This window comes from Nocardia sp. NPDC024068 (assembly GCF_040638875.1).
Lineage (GTDB): Bacteria > Actinomycetota > Actinomycetes > Mycobacteriales > Mycobacteriaceae > Nocardia.
The window spans coordinates 1-14,971 of sequence record NZ_JBEZYU010000090.1 but is presented as its reverse complement, the minus strand read 5'-3'; the positions used below and the strand labels follow the sequence as shown (position 1 = coordinate 14,971).

Below are 14,971 nucleotides of genomic sequence, written 5' to 3'. Positions count from 1 at the left end.
TGGCGAAGCCACGAGTCTCGAGGGCTGACAGCAGACGCTCAGGGGGCCGAACCCCGCGCGCGCCAGCGCGCCAATAAACACAGCACCTTGGCGGGCGAGGTCACCTTCTCACCTTCGCGGGCAAGGTCACCTCCCCACCCTCGCGGGCAAGGTCACCTCCCCACCCTCGCGGGCAAAGTCACCTCCCCACCCTCGCGGGCAAAGTCACCTCCCCACCCTCGCGGGCAAAGTCACCTCCCCACCCTCCCGGGCAAAGTCACCTCCCCACCCTCGCGGGCAAGGCCACCTCCCCCACCTCGACCAGCAAGATCACCTCCCCACCTTCACGAACAAGCCCGCTCAACCACCTGACCAGGTTCCGCGACCAGGTAAGTGCTGAAAACCCGCAACCCCTCGCCGGTCGCGCACACCGCCTTCAACCGGCACCCGGGGCACCTGAAGCAATACGCGATCGTGTGAGTGTTCAACGGCCGCAACCCGTGCAGAGTGTGCGCACCCACACCGGGATATGTGAGCGTGTCTCTCCACTCCGGACTGCCCGCCGGGTTACTCTCGACAACGTGATCTCCATGCGTCGTTGCTGCCGACCCGGCTGCAAGAATCCGGCCGTCGCGACGCTTACCTATGTCTACTCGGATTCCACCGCCGTGGTGGGCCCGTTGGCGACGGTCGCCGAACCTCATTCCTGGGACCTCTGCGCCACCCACGCGTCCCGGATCACCGCCCCGAAGGGCTGGGATATGGTCCGGCACGAGGGCGGATTCGCCAACAGCCCGGATGACGACGATCTCACCGCTCTCGCCGAGGCGGTCCGGGAGGCGGGCCTGCGGCGGCGCCCGCCCGAGCCCGAACAGCGCGGTTATCGCGAGCACACGCCGCCTCCGCGTCCCACGCGTACCGGCCGCCGCGGCCATCTCCGCGTGCTCCCCGATCCTCCCAGCTGAGAGCTGCCCGCCAGGCGATGTGCGATGTGCGATGTGCGATGTGCGCGCACTGACCATGGGGTGCGGCCTTTGAGCACTTACATGATCGCGGAACCCTTTCAGGTGTCCCGGGTACCGGTTCAGGTGTCGTAGGTACCGGGTCAGGTGTCGTGGACGGTAGGGCGGGATGGGTGCTCTCGCGTTTTGTCCGGATGGTCGCATGCGGTGGGTGGGACCCGCGGGGTTCCGGACCGACCGGTGGGAGTCGCGAACCGGGTTGTCGGGGCCCGACCCTGCGGCGCCGGAGGCGATGCCAAAAATATAGGCTGGTCGCCATGACAGTCGCCCGCTCTGCCGAGTCCGTGAACGCGGTGATCAAGGCCTACGACATCCGCGGTGTGGTCGGGGAACAGCTCGATGCCGATTTCATCCGCGATACCGGCTCGGCGTTCGCCCGGCTCATGCGGGCCGAGGACGCGCGGCGCGTCGTGATCGGACACGATATGCGCACCTCGTCCCCCGGTTTGGTGGCGGCTTTCGCCGAGGGCGTGCTCGCCCAGGGACTCGACGTGGTGCATATCGGGCTGGCGTCCACGGATCAGCTGTACTTCGCGTCCGGTGAGCTCGACTGCCCGGGCGCCATGTTCACCGCCAGCCACAACCCGGCCCGCTACAACGGGATCAAACTGTGCCGGGCGCGGGCGCTGCCGGTGGGGCAGGACACCGGTCTGGCCGTGATCGCGGAGGAAGTGACCCGCGGGGTTCCCGGCTACGACGGCACTCCCGGGACGGCCACGGAAGCGGATCTGCTGACCGATTACGCCGCGTTCCTGCGCGGCCTGGTCGACCTGGACGATCTCCGGTCGCTGACCGTGGCCGTCGACGCGGGCAACGGGATGGGCGGCCACACCGTGCCGGCCGTTCTCGGCGCCCTGCCGCAGGTGAAGATCGTGCCGCTGTTCTTCGAGCTGGACGGCTCGTTCCCCAATCACGAGGCCAATCCGCTGGACCCGAAGAATCTGGTCGATCTGCAGGCCCTGGTCCGCGAATCGGGGGCCGATATCGGCCTGGCCTTCGACGGCGACGCCGACCGCTGCTTCGTGGTCGACGAACTCGGTGAACCGGTGTCACCGTCGGCGATCACCGCGCTGGTGGCCGAACGGGAGCTCGCCAAGGAGTCCGGCGCCACGATCATCCACAATCTGATCACCTCGCGCGCGGTGCCCGAACTGGTGGCCGAACTCGGCGGCAACCCGGTGCGGTCGCGGGTGGGGCATTCCTTCATCAAACAGCTCATGGCCAGCACCGGGGCGGTCTTCGGCGGGGAGCATTCCGCGCACTACTACTTCCGCGACTTCTTCGGCGCCGATTCCGGCATGCTGGCGGCCCTGCACGTGCTGGCGGCCCTCGGTGAGGACAAACGTCCGGTCTCGGAGCTGATGGCGTCCTACACCCGCTACGCCGCGTCCGGCGAGATCAACTCGACCGTTGCCGACGCCGCAGAACGGACCGGCGCGGTGCTCGACGCCTTCTCCGGCCGCGCGATCTCGGTCGACCGGCTGGACGGCGTGACCGTGCAGTTGCCCGACAACGCCTGGTTCAACCTGCGCGCCTCCAATACCGAACCGCTACTGCGGCTCAACGTCGAAGCACGGTCGCCGGAGGAAGTAGACGCACTCGTGACCGAGATCCTGCGCATCGTCCGGGCCTGACTGGAATAGTGGAAATACACACCGTGGATTCGCCCGTTCCAGGCCCGGTGTCCACGACCCGGGCGGTGGCGGCCGAGACCGCTGACAGCGCGATGAGGGGAGGTGCCACGCCCGATGATCGCTGATACCCCGGTATTCGATCTGGACGATGCCGCAATGCTCGAGGCGTCCGATAACGGCGGCGCCCTGCGTTCCGCCGCATCCGGCGGCGCCCAGGTGCGTGCCGTCGCCGCGGCCGTGGCGGAGGACGCGCTGGCGCGCCTGCACGGTCTGCGGCCCCGAAGCCTGCTGCTGGTCTCGGGCCCCGGCCGGGCCGGCCGCGCCGCCGCGCTGCTGGTCGCCGCGCTGGGCGACCGGGCGGGGCTGCCTCTGGTCCCGGTGACCTCCGTACCCTCGTGGGCCGGGCCGCTGGATGTGGTGCTGGCCGCGGGCGACGACGCCGGCGATCCCCGGCTCATCGACGCGGTCGACCGGGCGCAGCGGCGCGGCGCCGAGGTTGTGGTGGCCGCGCCGAACGAGGGTCCGCTACGCGCGGCGGCGGCCGGACACGCCATGCTGCTGGAGCCGCGGGTGCCGGTGCTGGACGACAACCGCCTGCTGCGGTATCTGGCGGTCGGAATCGCGGTGCTGCGCGCGCTCGACCCGGCCCGCGGCGTGGCGGCCCTGCCCGAACTCGCGGACCTGGCCGATCTGCTCGATACCGAGGCTTTGCGCGACGGCCCGTTGCATGAGGTGTTCCGCAATCCGGCCAAGAATCTGGCCGCCCGGACCCAGCAGCGCGGGCTGATCCTCACCGGTGACACCCCCGCCACCACCGAACTGGCCGTGCACGCCGCGGAGGTGCTGCTGCAGTCGGCGGGCCGGGCGGCGACAGCGGTGGATCACGCCGTCGCGGTGGCGGCGTTGCCGCGGATTTCGGCGGCCGCCGAGGCCGCCGCACCCGATTACGATCCGCTGTTCCACGATGAGCAGCTCGACGGGCCCCCGCCGGTCGAGAAGCGCCGGGTCTTCCTGTGCAGTACCGATTCCGATACCGTCGCGGCCCACCGCAAACTCGCGGTGTTCACCGGGGCGACCGTCGACGCCGACCTGGTCACCGCGGATCTCGAAGCGGTCCCGGCCGACCCGGCACGCGTCGAAGCCGGTGCACCGGCGGACCCGCCGACCGGCGGTGAGATCGAACGTCTCGCTGTGCTGGCGCTGCGCTGGGAGATGGCGGCGGCCTATCTGCGGATCATCGGCGGCCGCGCGGTCACCGCGCGAGATCCCGGCAGTTACGACGGGGGACGCTACTAGTGCACGAACTGGTGGGTGCGTTGCGCTCGTACGCCTGGGGCTCGCGCACCGCGCTCGCCGAACTCTGCGGTCGTCCGGTCCCCTCCGCACATCCGGAGGCCGAACTCTGGTTCGGGGCGCATCCGGCCGATCCGGCCTATATCCACACCGAGGAAGGCACCAGATCGCTCTTGGAGGTGGTGTCCGGCGATCCGATCGGGGAGCTGGGCCCGGCCGCGGGCCGTTTCGGCGACCGGCTGCCGTTCCTGTTGAAGATCCTGGCCGCCGAGGAGCCGCTCTCGCTGCAGGCCCATCCCAGCGCCGAACAGGCGCGGGCCGGATTCGCCCGGGAGAACCGCAACCGGGTGCCGTTCGAATCGCCGATGCGCAACTACCGCGACGACAGCCATAAACCGGAACTGGTGGTGGCGCTGGAGCGGTTCGAGGCGCTCGCCGGTTTCCGCGATCCGCTGCGCACGGTGGATCTGTTCCGGGCGCTGGCGGTCGCCGAACTCGGCCAGTACGCGGATCTGCTGGCCGCGCAACCGGATTCCGACGGGTTGCGAACGTTGTTCACCAGCTGGATCACCCTGCCGCCGACGGTGCTGGACACCCTGCTGCCGGCCGTACTCGACGGATGTGTGCGCTACCTGTCGAATTCCGAACGGGAATTCGCCGCCGAGGCGCGCACCACGCTGGAACTGGCCGAGGCCTATCCCGGAGACGCGGGTGTGCTGGCGGCACTGCTGCTGAACCGCATCACCCTGCAGCCCGGGCAGGGCCTGTTCCTGGCCGCCGGCAATCTGCACGCCTACCTGCGCGGGATCGGTGTGGAGATCATGGCCAACTCGGACAATGTGCTGCGCGGCGGGCTCACTCCGAAACACGTCGATGTACCGGAACTGTTGAAGGTCCTCGATTTCGAGCCCATCGATCTGCCCTTGGTCCTGCCGCAGCCGGCCGGCGACGGTTCGGTGCGCTATCCGACTCCCGCACCGGAGTTCTCGCTGCGCCGGTTCGATCTCACCGCGGGTTCGGCACTGGTCCCGCTCACCGACGCCGGACCCGGGATCGTCCTGTGCACGGCCGGATCGGCGCGACTGCTGGACGGCGACACCCAGGTGGAGCTCGTCCGGGGTACGGCGGCCTGGATCTCGGCGGCCGACACCGATATCCGCGCCCAGGCCGCCGGTGGTCCGGCCAGCCTGTTCTGCGCCTGCGTCGGATCCTGGTGACCCGGGCACGGACCGGGCGGGAATCCTCCGGAGAGACCGGACGCCGCTGCCTGGCATAGGCTGTTGCGCGGTCACGGTACGTGCCGTACCGGACCGGATGATTGACCCGAACGCAGGAGGGGCTCGATGTCGGCTGGTGGAGGTAAGAAGGCGATCATCGCCGCGTTGACGGCGAATGCCGGGATCGCGGTGGCGAAGTTCGTCGGCGCGGCGATCACGGGTTCGGCGTCGATGCTGGCCGAGGGTGTGCACTCGGTCGCCGATACCGCCAACCAAGGGCTGCTGCTGTTCGGCCAGAACCGCGCCGAGCAGGAGGCCGACGAACTGCATCCGTTCGGTTACGGCCGCAGCCGGTACTTCTACTCGTTCGTGGTGGCGCTGGTGCTGTTCACCCTGGGTTCGGTATACGCGCTGTACGAGGGCATCCACAAGGTCCAGCATCCCGAGGAGCTGTCCTCCCCCATCGTCGCGATCGTCATCCTCGTGATCGCGATCGGGCTGGAGGTGTACAGCTTCACCACCGCCGTCAAGGAATCGCGGCCGCTCAAGGGCCGGGCGAGCTGGTGGCAGTTCATCCGCAATTCGCGCAGCCCCGAACTGCCGGTGGTGCTGCTGGAGGACACCGGCGCGCTGGTCGGTCTCGTGTTCGCGCTGGGCGGTGTCGGGCTCACCATGCTCACCGGTGACCCGGTCTGGGACGGTGTGGGTACGCTCGCCATCGGCGCGCTGCTGGGTGTTATCGCGATCATCCTGATCATCGAGATGCACAGCCTGCTGATCGGTGAGGGCGCGACCGCCGCCGAGGATCTCGCGATTCGGGAGAACCTGGTGGACGGCACCACGATCGACCGGCTCATCCATATCAAGACGCAGTACATCGGGCCGGAGGAACTGCTGGTCGCCGCCAAGGTCGCGGTCACGCCGGGTCTGGATATCGCGCAGATCGCGGCGGGTATAGACGAAGCCGAGGCCCGGGTGCGGGCGGCCGTGCCGACCGCCCGCGTGATCTACCTCGAACCGGACCTGTACCGGGAGCCCGCGGCGAAGGCCTAGCGACCGGCGGCCGGGGCACGATTCCCGGCGACCAGATCGTAGGGATCGTCTCCGCGGCCGAATACGGTGCGCAGCACATGGCCGGCCGCGTGCAGGCCGGCCATCCCGTGCACACCGCCGCCCGGCGGAGTGGCCGAGGAGCACAGGTAGAGCCCCGGTACGCCGGTGGCGTACGGATTCCAGCGCGGAGTGGGCCGGAACACCGTCTGTCCCAGGGTCATCGCACCGGCCCCGATATCGCCGCCCACATAGTTGGTGTTGTAGGCGGACAGCTGCGCCGCCGTCCGGGTATGTTTCGCCAGGATCAGATCCCGGAAACCCGGTGCGAATCGTTCGATCTGGCCGATCACCTGCTCGCTGATATCGCGGGTCGACCCGTGCGGTACATGGGCGTAGGCGTAGAGGGTGTGCCGGCCCTCGGGCGCCCGGCCGGGATCGACCACACCGGGCTGGATGACCAGCGTGTACGGGGTGTCGGTGTGTATTCCGGCGGCTACCGCGTGTTCGGCGGCCAGCGCCTCGGCGCGGCTGCCCACCAGATGCAGGGTGCCCGCCTCGGCGCAGCCCGGAGCCTGCCACGGCACCGGTCCGGAGAGCGCGAAATCGACCTTGCAGGAGCCCGGTCCGTAGCGGAACCGGCGCAGGCCGCGACGGTAGCGGCCGGGCAGCCGGTCCCCGGCGAGGCGGACCAGTTCGGCCGGGGAGGTGTCGCAGAGAATCGCGCGCGCCGACCCGAACTCCGCGACCGAATCGACGGTGTGATCGGTGATCACCCGGCCGCCGCGCCGATGGAGTTCGGCGACCAGCGCGTCCACGATCGCCTGGCTACCGCCGCGCGGTACCGGCCAGCCACCGGCATGTGCGAGGGTGGCCAGCAGCAGGCCCGCCCCGACCGCCGGCAACGCCCGCGGCGGCCTGACCACATGCGTGGCCACCCCGGTGAACAAGGCGGGCGCGATCGGCCCGGAGAATCGCGCGTTCCACAGGGGCGAGCCCTGCTCCAGCAGCCGCAGACCGAACCGGATGGTCGCCGGGGTCGGCGGCAGATGCCGCATATCCGACATCGCGGTCCGCACCACGGCCGGCCAGTCGCGGACCAGGGGCTCGAACAGTCCACCCCACGCGGCACCGTCGGCACCCAGTTCGCGCACGGTCCGATTCAGATCCCGCCAGGCGACCCCGGCCACCCCGCCGTCGAGGGGGTGCGCATAGGACGCTTCGGGCACCAGCAACTCCACGCCGTGCGCGGCCAGGTCGAAAGCCCGGAAGAACGGTGACGCCAACGCCATCGGATGCGCGCCGGCGCAGATATCGTGCCGGAACCCGGGCAGCGTCGCCTCCGCGGTCCGGCAGCCGCCGCCCGGAACCGGGGCCGCTTCGTAGACCTCCACCTCGAGCCCGGCGCCCGCGAGGACCACCGCGGCCGCCAGTCCGTTGGGACCGGACCCGACCACCACGACGTCAGCCATACCTCCGATTCTGCCGCAGACCCCGACGCCGCCGCGCCGTTACCCGGTGGGCTGGGGACTGCGCACGCGCGGCCCGGTATGGGCGGGCAGATGCTCGTAGCCGTGCAGGGTGAACTGCTGACGCCGCGCGGGCGGTCCGGTCAGGCGCAGATCGGGGAAATTCTCGAACAGTGCGCGCAGGGCGTACGCGCCCTCCATCCGGGCCAGGCCCGCCCCCAGGCAGACATGGATTCCGCTGCTGAACGCCAGGTGGCTCTTCGCATTGTCCCGGGTGATATCGAAACGGGCCGGATCGGGGAACATCGCGGGGTCGCGGTTCGCGCCGGCCAACGACAGCACCACGGTGGAGCCCCGGCGCAACCGGTGACCCGCGATCTCCAGATCCTGGCGGGCGGTCCGGGCCGTGGTCTGCACCGGCGGGTCGAAACGCAGGATCTCCTCGACCGCGTTGGGCCACAGCTCCGGGTCGGCCCGCAACCGGGCGAGTTGATCGGGATTGCGCAGCAGCAACACGATGCCCTTGCCGATCAGATTGACCGTGGTCTCGAAACCCGCGCCCATCAGCAGCGTCGCCGACGCGCACAGTTCGTGGGTCGACAGATCGCCCGCGGTCACCAGGCTGCTGAGGATATCGTCGCCGGGTTCGGCGCGCAGCCGCTCGATATGGTCGACCAGATACCGGTGCACCCGCTCGGAGGATTCCATCGCCCGCTGGTGGGTCCGCCAGGAGATCCCGAGGTCCAGCAGGGGGCTGATGTCGTCGCCCCAGCGCAGGAACATCGCGCGATCGGAGTCGGGGAAACCGAGCATCTCGGAGATGATCGCGATGGGCACCTGTGACGCGTACCGGGTGACCAGATCGGTGGGCCCGTCGTCGGGCAGCGCATCGAGCAGTTCGTCGGTGACGGTGGCGATCCGGTCCCGCAGCCGGGCCACGGCGCGCGGTGTGAAGGCCGTGGTGACGGGTTTGCGCAGCCGGGTGTGCTCCGGCTGATCCATCACCAGCATCGACGGCGGATCGACCGGGTTGGCCGGGGCCTCGCTGTGGTTCAACGCGCGCAGCACGATCCGCGGCGTGGGCAGGAGGGTGGGCATACCGACACCGAAACGGTTGTCCCGCAGCATCTCCCGGACCAATTCGTAGTCGAAGGTGCTCCATACCGGGTACGTCCGGCGCAATCCGCCCGAACCGCGCAGCTCCTCGATGACCGCGTACGGGTTCTCGATCCCCTCCGCACTGCCGTTCAACCGCGTGAAGGCATCACCGCGACGCAACCTGGTCTTCTTGAAAGCCCGGATGACGCCGTGGTTGTTCACCCATCGATACACGTACTGCGGTTTCATGCCGCCCCTCCGTCGTCGCACCGTCGCGTCCTCCTGGAACGCTACGGACACCACCGGGATCGCGGAACCTGCCGTGGTCGGAATTCGCGACCTACCGTAGTAGGAGGTGACGGGGTCACAGAAGGCGGGTCACGCGTTCGCTCTCCACGCGCCGCGCCCGCAGCGCGGGATCGGGATCGGTCACCTGCACCAGCGAGGCACCGGCCAGCAGGACTGCGACGAAACGATCGATGAGCTCGTCGGCGGTATCCCAGCTCCCCGACGACAGCACCCGGTCGGTTTCCGATAGACCCTGCCGGGCAGCGGATTTCCGCGCCGCCACCAGCACATCCGAGACCGGCAGCCCGTCGAGGGCGGCGCCGGCGCCGCCGGGCAGGAACTGGTCGCCGTGCACGCGGACCGCGGTCGCGTAATCGGTGACACCGATCGGGAGATCACGCACCGGCCCGCCCATCGGGTCCAGCGACAGCGCCGCGACCTCGGCGGCATCCTCGGTTTCGTCCAGCCGGTCCGCGGCGGCGAATACCAGCTCCGCGTCGGGATCCGGACCCAGCACCACTTCCGTGCCCGCCCACCAGCAGCCGAGCAGTACCGCGGCGGTCTGCCAATGCGCGGGCAGCAGCACCGCGACCCGGGCGCCGGGGGTGAGCCCGAATTCGTCGCGGATGAGGTTGGCGGTTTTGGCGGCCCAGTTGGCCAGGGTGAGCCCGGAGAGTTCGATCCGGGCGCCGATCGCGTCGTCGTACCAGGTGACGCGGGGCGCGGCGGGTTCGCGCTCCAGAATCGGCTCGAGTAGCGCCTCGGGAAGGGTCGTGGCCTGGTCTATGTCGCGCATCGTCTGCTTTCGCGGTCAATTCACACAGGTGGGTCCGTCTTCGGCCGCCGCGATGGGCGGCGCGGGCGGTACCGGGGTGGCCGACGTCGACGTCTCGCCGAAATCGATCACATTCTCGCTACCGGATCCTGGGCCAGCGTAGTCGCTCGCCAGAACCACGCTCACCGTCCCCGCCGCGACCGACTGATCCGCGACCACCGGCAACCCGCCGAGCGCCGCGGCGACCGCTTTCGCGGCCGGATCCGACGCGGACGGGGCGCGCACCTGGCTCTGCGAGACCGGCCCGTCCGAATAGTTACCCACCTCGCCCTCGACGTAACCGAGGGCGGTGAGTTCCTGCGAGACCGTATAGGCCAGCCCCGAGACCGTGCTGGAGTTGTACACCGCGACCTCCACCAGCCCCGGCGTGATCTGCGGCGCCGTGGAGGTGCCGGTGCTCCCGGACTCGGACGCCGTCCCGCTCGGTTCCTCCCCGACCAGGGCCGCCACATAGTCCTGGACCTCGCCGGTATCGACCCGGACCACCGATTCCCCGTTGGATGTGGTGCCGTTGAGATCGGCGACCGGAATGGTCTCGAAGGTGACCTCACCGGCCGTGAGCTCCTGCAACTGGTCGAGGAAACCCAGCAGATCCCAGCCTTCGTCGAGAACGACGGTGCGGCCCACGGCGTCGCTGAGCTCGCGCAGGCGGCCGGGGTTGCTCAGGGTGTCGGCGCTGACCACCTGGTGCACCAGCTGGGCCATGAACACCTGCTGACGCACGATACGGTCCAGATCGCCGCGTTCGAGGTTATGGCGTTGCCGGACGAAACTCAGCGCCTGCGGGCCGTCCAGTTTCTGGCGGCCGGCCGGGAAATACGCACCGGACAGCGGCTCGTCCACCTCGTTCCGCAGACAGACGTCCACCCCGCCCACCGCGTCGGTGAGCAGGACGAACCCGAGCAGGCTCACCTCGGCGTAGTGGTCGACAGTGATCCCGGTTAGCCCGGCGACCGATTCGATCAGTGCCTGGCGGCCACGCTGGGTGGACTGCGCATCGGCCGCCTCTTCGGATTCACCGTCGGCGAGCAGTTCGTCCTGAACGGTCTGCTTCGTCATCCCGTACGCGGAGTTGATCTTGCCCTTGCCCAGGTCCGGAATATCGACGTAGGCGTCGCGGGGAATCGAGATGGCGGTGGCCGAACGCCCGTCGTTGGGCACCCGGACCAGCACGATCGTATCGGTGTTGGTGCCGATCTCGTCGCCCGCGTGCAGCATGGCCCGTTCGGCGTCGCTGAGCGGATCGCCCTTGGCGTCGGTCCGCGAATCCACCCCCACGAGCAGGATGTCCACCGCGCCGTCCTTGTGGCCGCCCAGGCCGAGATCGCTGATCCGTTCGATATTCGAGACCAGCGAATCCACACCGCGCCAGGCGAACCCGGTACCCACCAGCACAATCAGAGCAACCGATGCGACGATAACCCGCACCGGACTCCACAACGTCGGCTCCCCACGCTGCGCCACCTGTTTACTTCCTCTCCCCATCCGGATCGGTCGAGGACCCCGACCCGTGTCGCGTATGCCGTCGAAACACCTTCCGCACCACGCAGGCTAACCAACGGCAGCCCGGGTGACCCCGATTCGGCCGCCGACGGCGTGCCAGACTGGGCCGGTGAACGCCGCAGTACCGCCCGGAACCGATCTCACCGCCCGCCTTCTCGTGACCGGGGCCGGTGGGCAACTCGGCCGCGAACTGCTGCGGCTGGTTCCGGAAGCCCGGGCCTACACCCGGTCCGGGCTCGACATCACCGATGCGGCAGCCGTGGAATCGGCGGTCCGCCCGGGCGATGTCGTTCTCAATTGTGCCGCCTACACCGCGGTCGATCGAGCGGAATCCGAACCCGAGGCCGCGTTTGCCGTCAACGCGACCGGTCCGGCGGTACTGGCCCGCGCCTGCGCCCGGGCCGGGGCCCGGCTCGTTCACGTCTCCACCGACTACGTTTTTCCCGGCACCGGGGCGGTCCCCTACGAGACCACCGACCCCACCGGCCCGGCGACGGTCTACGGGCGCTCCAAACTCGCCGGTGAACGGGCGGTCCGCGAACACTGCCCGAACAGCCAGATCGTCCGGACGGCCTGGGTGTACTCCGGCGACGACGGCGACTTCGTGGCCACCATGCGGCGGCTGGAGCGCGAACGCGACACCGTGAACGTGGTGACAGATCAGATCGGCACCCCCACCTACGCCGCCGACCTCGCCGCCGGGTTGCTCGAATTGGCCGCCGGACCCGGCGCCCCCGCGGTCCTGCATGCCACGAACTCCGGCCGGGCGAGCTGGTTCGATCTGGCCCGCGCGGTATTCGCCGGTATCGGGGCCGATCCCGGCCGGGTGCGGCCGTGCACATCCGCCGAATTCCCGCGCCCCGCGCCCCGGCCCGCCTACTCGGTGCTGTCCGCCGCCGCCTGGCGCGACGCCGGGCTGACCCCGTTGCGCCCATGGGAATCCGCGCTGACCGAGGCACTGGCCCGGGTGGCCCATTAGGGTGGTGCGCTGTGAGCGCTTCCGATACCCCGGATCAACCCCATGACCGCCCACGCCTGGCGGTGGTGACGGTCACCTATTCGCCGGGCGAACATCTCGAGCATTTCATCAGCACCCTGACCACCGCGACCACCGAGAAACCGCAGGTCATTCTGGCCGACAACGGATCGACCGACGGTGTCCCGGAACTGGTGGCCGAGGCCAACGCCCATGTCCGTTTCCTACCGACCGGCGGGAACATCGGCTACGGCGGCGCCATCAACCGGGCCGTCGCCGAACTGGACCCCGATCTCGAATACGTGATGATCGCCAACCCGGATATCCGCTGGGGCAACGACTCCATCGACATCATGCTCGAGGCCGCGGCCCGCTGGCCCCGCGCCGGTGCCGTCGGCCCCCTGGTCCGGGAACCGGACGGCAGTGTCTACCCGTCCGCCCGCTCGGTCCCCGGCCTGCTCGACGGCGCCGGGCACGCGATTCTGGGCGCGGTCTGGAAATCCAATCCGTGGACGCGCCGCTACCGGCAGGAGAACGAGGAGATCTCCGAACGCGCGGTCGGCTGGCTGTCCGGATCGTGCCTGCTGGTCCGGCGTGCGGCCTTCGACTCGATCGAAGGCTTCGACTCCCGCTACTTCATGTACATGGAGGATGTCGACTTCGGCGACCGGATGGGCCGGGCCGGCTGGCACAACGTCTTCGTCCCGGACGCCGAGGTCACCCACGCCAAAGGCCACGCGGCCGGACGCAACCCCGAGAAGATGCTGCCCGCCCACCACGCGAGCGCCTACCGTTTCCAGGCGGATCGGCATCCGCACTGGTGGCAGGCGCCGTTGCGGCTCGCCCTACGGGCCGGACTTGCGGTGCGCTGCCGGATTGCGGTTCGATCCGCTCTGCGTGCACGGGAGCGGGAACTCGCCGGTTAGCTCTGGACCGGTACTGTGCCGGGTCGTTGGTCGGTTGGGAACAAGGGAGCTCCATGGCATCACATACAGGCGCGGACGCGGTGATTCTGGTCGGCGGGAAGGGCACCCGGCTGCGGCCGCTGACCCTGTCGGCGCCCAAGCCGATGCTGCCGACTGCCGGGGTCCCGTTCCTGACCCATCTGCTGGCCCGGATCGCCGCCGCCGGTATCGAGCATGTGGTACTCGGCACCTCCTACAAGGCGGAGGTGTTCGAGGACCATTTCGGTGACGGCGCCGAATTCGGCCTGACGATCGACTACGTCACCGAAACCGAACCGCTGGGCACCGGCGGCGGAATCCGCAATGTGCTGCCCAAGCTCACCGCGGACAATGTCATGGTCTTCAACGGCGATGTGCTGGGTGGCACCGACCTGCGCGCGATTCTCGAAACCCACGAGGCCACCCGGGCCGACGTCACCCTGCATCTGGTGCGGGTGAGCGATCCGCGGGCCTTCGGCTGCGTGCCCACCGACGACGAAGGCCGGGTCACGGCGTTCCTGGAGAAAACCCAGGATCCGCCCACCGACCAGATCAATGCCGGCTGCTACGTCTTCCGCCGCGAATACATCGAGAAGATCCCGGCCGGCCGGGCCGTCTCGGTGGAGCGCGAAGTGTTCCCCACCCTGCTCACCGAGGGTGCCCGGCTCCAAGGCCACGTCGACGCCTCGTATTGGCGGGATATGGGAACCCCCGAGGACTTCGTCCGCGGCTCGGCCGATCTGGTCCGCGGTATCGCCCCCTCCCCCGTACTGCCCGGGCAACGCGGTGAATCCCTGGTCCACGAAGGCGCCGGAATCGCGCCCGGCGCGCTGCTCATCGGCGGCACCGTGGTCGGCCGTGGCGCGGAAGTGGGCGCGGGCGCCCGGCTGGACGGGGCGATCCTGTTCGACGGCGCGAAGGTGGAAGCGGGCGCGACCGTCGAACGGTCCATCGTCGGCTTCGGCGCCCGGATCGGCCCGCGCGCACTGGTCCGCGACGGCGTCATCGGCGACGGCGCCAGCGTCGGCGCCCGCTGCGAACTGCTGCGCGGCGCCCGGGTCTGGCCCGGGGTGGAGATCCCCGACGGCGGCATCCGCTTCTCCACAGACGTGTAGCTGTAATTTTGAAGCGACCCCACCGCGAAGGAGAGTTCGGATCGACGCCTCCGCGAAGGGTCGGGGAGGGGGTTTAAGCGAACCCACCGCGAAGGGGTTCGGATCGACGCCTCCGCGAAGGGTCGGGGAGGTGGGTTGAAGCGGCCCCACCGCGAAGAGGGGGTTCGGATCGACCCCTCCGCGAAGGGTCGGGCTGTAATTTTGGAGGCGCTCCGCGCCTCGAGGGTGGGGCCCTGCATCCCGGTTCTTCACTCCCGCCGGTCAGTCGCTGCGCTCCCTCCCTCTAGTCGCTCCAGAACCGGGCGGGCCCCACCCAGGACGGATTGCGACCATCCGGATAAAGACGTGAGATCTCCGCGAACGCGGCCCCGTGCTACGCAGCGTCCGGGCCCGGTACCGGCGGTCACCACCCGGTTCCGATTCGAGCCGGGCTCGTCCACAGAATGGGCCACCTCCTCGGTGCCGAGTTCAGCGAGGCCCTGAAAGGGTTCGGCCCGCGTCTGCTGTCAGCCCTCGAAGCGCATGTGGCGAAGCCACGAGTCTCGAGG

At 69.5% G+C, this 14,971-nt stretch carries 12 protein-coding genes; 8 read left to right on the top strand and 4 right to left on the bottom strand.

The genetic code is table 11. The annotated features are described in order from the left end of the window. The first annotated feature begins 560 nt into the window (after positions 1 to 560). From AB0F41_RS30440 to AB0F41_RS30420, 5 genes are all read left to right on the top strand, one after another. Positions 561 to 944: a DUF3499 domain-containing protein gene (locus AB0F41_RS30440; protein ID WP_357429840.1), complete on the top strand. Its 384-nt coding sequence runs from the start codon at positions 561 to 563 to the stop codon at positions 942 to 944. A gap of 314 nt (positions 945 to 1,258) precedes the next feature. Further along, positions 1,259 to 2,635, top strand: a complete 1,377-nt coding sequence (locus AB0F41_RS30435; protein WP_357429838.1) for a phosphomannomutase/phosphoglucomutase — start codon at positions 1,259 to 1,261, stop codon at positions 2,633 to 2,635. A 114-nt stretch (positions 2,636 to 2,749) separates the two neighbouring features. Beyond that, positions 2,750 to 3,931 (top strand): tobH protein, encoded by a 1,182-nt coding sequence (locus tag AB0F41_RS30430; RefSeq protein WP_357429836.1) that lies wholly within the window; start codon positions 2,750 to 2,752, stop codon positions 3,929 to 3,931. After that, positions 3,931 to 5,145 (top strand): mannose-6-phosphate isomerase, class I, encoded by a 1,215-nt coding sequence (manA, locus tag AB0F41_RS30425; RefSeq protein WP_357429834.1) that lies wholly within the window; start codon positions 3,931 to 3,933, stop codon positions 5,143 to 5,145. Before AB0F41_RS30430 ends, manA begins: the two co-directional genes overlap by 1 nt. 126 nt (positions 5,146 to 5,271) lie before the next feature. Continuing rightward, a complete protein-coding gene (locus AB0F41_RS30420) occupies positions 5,272 to 6,198 on the top strand; it encodes a cation diffusion facilitator family transporter (protein WP_357429832.1) in 927 nt (308 codons plus the stop codon). Here the strand turns inward: AB0F41_RS30420 and AB0F41_RS30415 are convergent. The 4 genes from AB0F41_RS30415 to AB0F41_RS30400 all read right to left on the bottom strand — a co-directional run bounded on the left by AB0F41_RS30415 (position 6,195) and on the right by AB0F41_RS30400 (position 11,349). Further along, positions 6,195 to 7,667, bottom strand: a complete 1,473-nt coding sequence (locus AB0F41_RS30415) for an NAD(P)/FAD-dependent oxidoreductase (RefSeq protein ID WP_357429830.1) — start codon at positions 7,665 to 7,667, stop codon at positions 6,195 to 6,197. The two genes, AB0F41_RS30420 and AB0F41_RS30415, sit on opposite strands and share 4 nt — an antisense overlap. A gap of 39 nt (positions 7,668 to 7,706) precedes the next feature. Continuing rightward, entirely contained in the window at positions 7,707 to 9,011 is a 1,305-nt protein-coding gene (locus tag AB0F41_RS30410) for a cytochrome P450 (protein WP_357429828.1), read from the bottom strand. A 115-nt stretch (positions 9,012 to 9,126) separates the two neighbouring features. After that, a complete protein-coding gene (locus AB0F41_RS30405; protein WP_357429826.1) occupies positions 9,127 to 9,846 on the bottom strand; it encodes a TIGR03089 family protein in 720 nt (239 codons plus the stop codon). A gap of 15 nt (positions 9,847 to 9,861) precedes the next feature. Beyond that, positions 9,862 to 11,349, bottom strand: coding sequence for an LCP family protein (locus AB0F41_RS30400; RefSeq protein WP_357429824.1), 1,488 nt, complete (start codon positions 11,347 to 11,349; stop codon positions 9,862 to 9,864). Positions 11,350 to 11,497: 148 nt separating this feature from the next. Between AB0F41_RS30400 and rfbD the strand changes: the two genes are divergently transcribed. From rfbD to AB0F41_RS30385, 3 genes are read left to right on the top strand one after another with little or no spacing between them, the layout of a single operon-like run. Then, positions 11,498 to 12,367: a dTDP-4-dehydrorhamnose reductase gene (gene rfbD / locus AB0F41_RS30395; protein ID WP_357429822.1), complete on the top strand. Its 870-nt coding sequence runs from the start codon at positions 11,498 to 11,500 to the stop codon at positions 12,365 to 12,367. An 11-nt stretch (positions 12,368 to 12,378) separates the two neighbouring features. Then, on the top strand, positions 12,379 to 13,290 hold the full coding sequence (locus tag AB0F41_RS30390) for a glycosyltransferase family 2 protein (protein WP_357429820.1): 912 nt from the start codon (positions 12,379 to 12,381) through the stop codon (positions 13,288 to 13,290). A gap of 53 nt (positions 13,291 to 13,343) precedes the next feature. Then, a complete protein-coding gene (locus tag AB0F41_RS30385; RefSeq protein WP_357429818.1) occupies positions 13,344 to 14,423 on the top strand; it encodes an NDP-sugar synthase in 1,080 nt (359 codons plus the stop codon). The last annotated feature ends 548 nt before the right edge of the window (positions 14,424 to 14,971 follow it).

What these genes read in the sequence shown, in the direction of transcription:
- AB0F41_RS30435 (WP_357429838.1), top strand. Translation starts at nt 1,259, where the DNA reads ATGACAGTCGCCCGCTCTGCCGAGTCCGTGAACGCGGTGATCAAGGCC.
- AB0F41_RS30430 (WP_357429836.1), top strand. Translation starts at nt 2,750, where the DNA reads ATGATCGCTGATACCCCGGTATTCGATCTGGACGATGCCGCAATGCTC.
- AB0F41_RS30420 (WP_357429832.1), top strand. Translation starts at nt 5,272, where the DNA reads ATGTCGGCTGGTGGAGGTAAGAAGGCGATCATCGCCGCGTTGACGGCG.
- AB0F41_RS30415 (WP_357429830.1), bottom strand. Translation starts at nt 7,667, where the DNA reads ATGGCTGACGTCGTGGTGGTCGGGTCCGGTCCCAACGGACTGGCGGCC.
- AB0F41_RS30410 (WP_357429828.1), bottom strand. Translation starts at nt 9,011, where the DNA reads ATGAAACCGCAGTACGTGTATCGATGGGTGAACAACCACGGCGTCATC.
- AB0F41_RS30405 (WP_357429826.1), bottom strand. Translation starts at nt 9,846, where the DNA reads ATGCGCGACATAGACCAGGCCACGACCCTTCCCGAGGCGCTACTCGAG.
- AB0F41_RS30385 (WP_357429818.1), top strand. Translation starts at nt 13,344, where the DNA reads ATGGCATCACATACAGGCGCGGACGCGGTGATTCTGGTCGGCGGGAAG.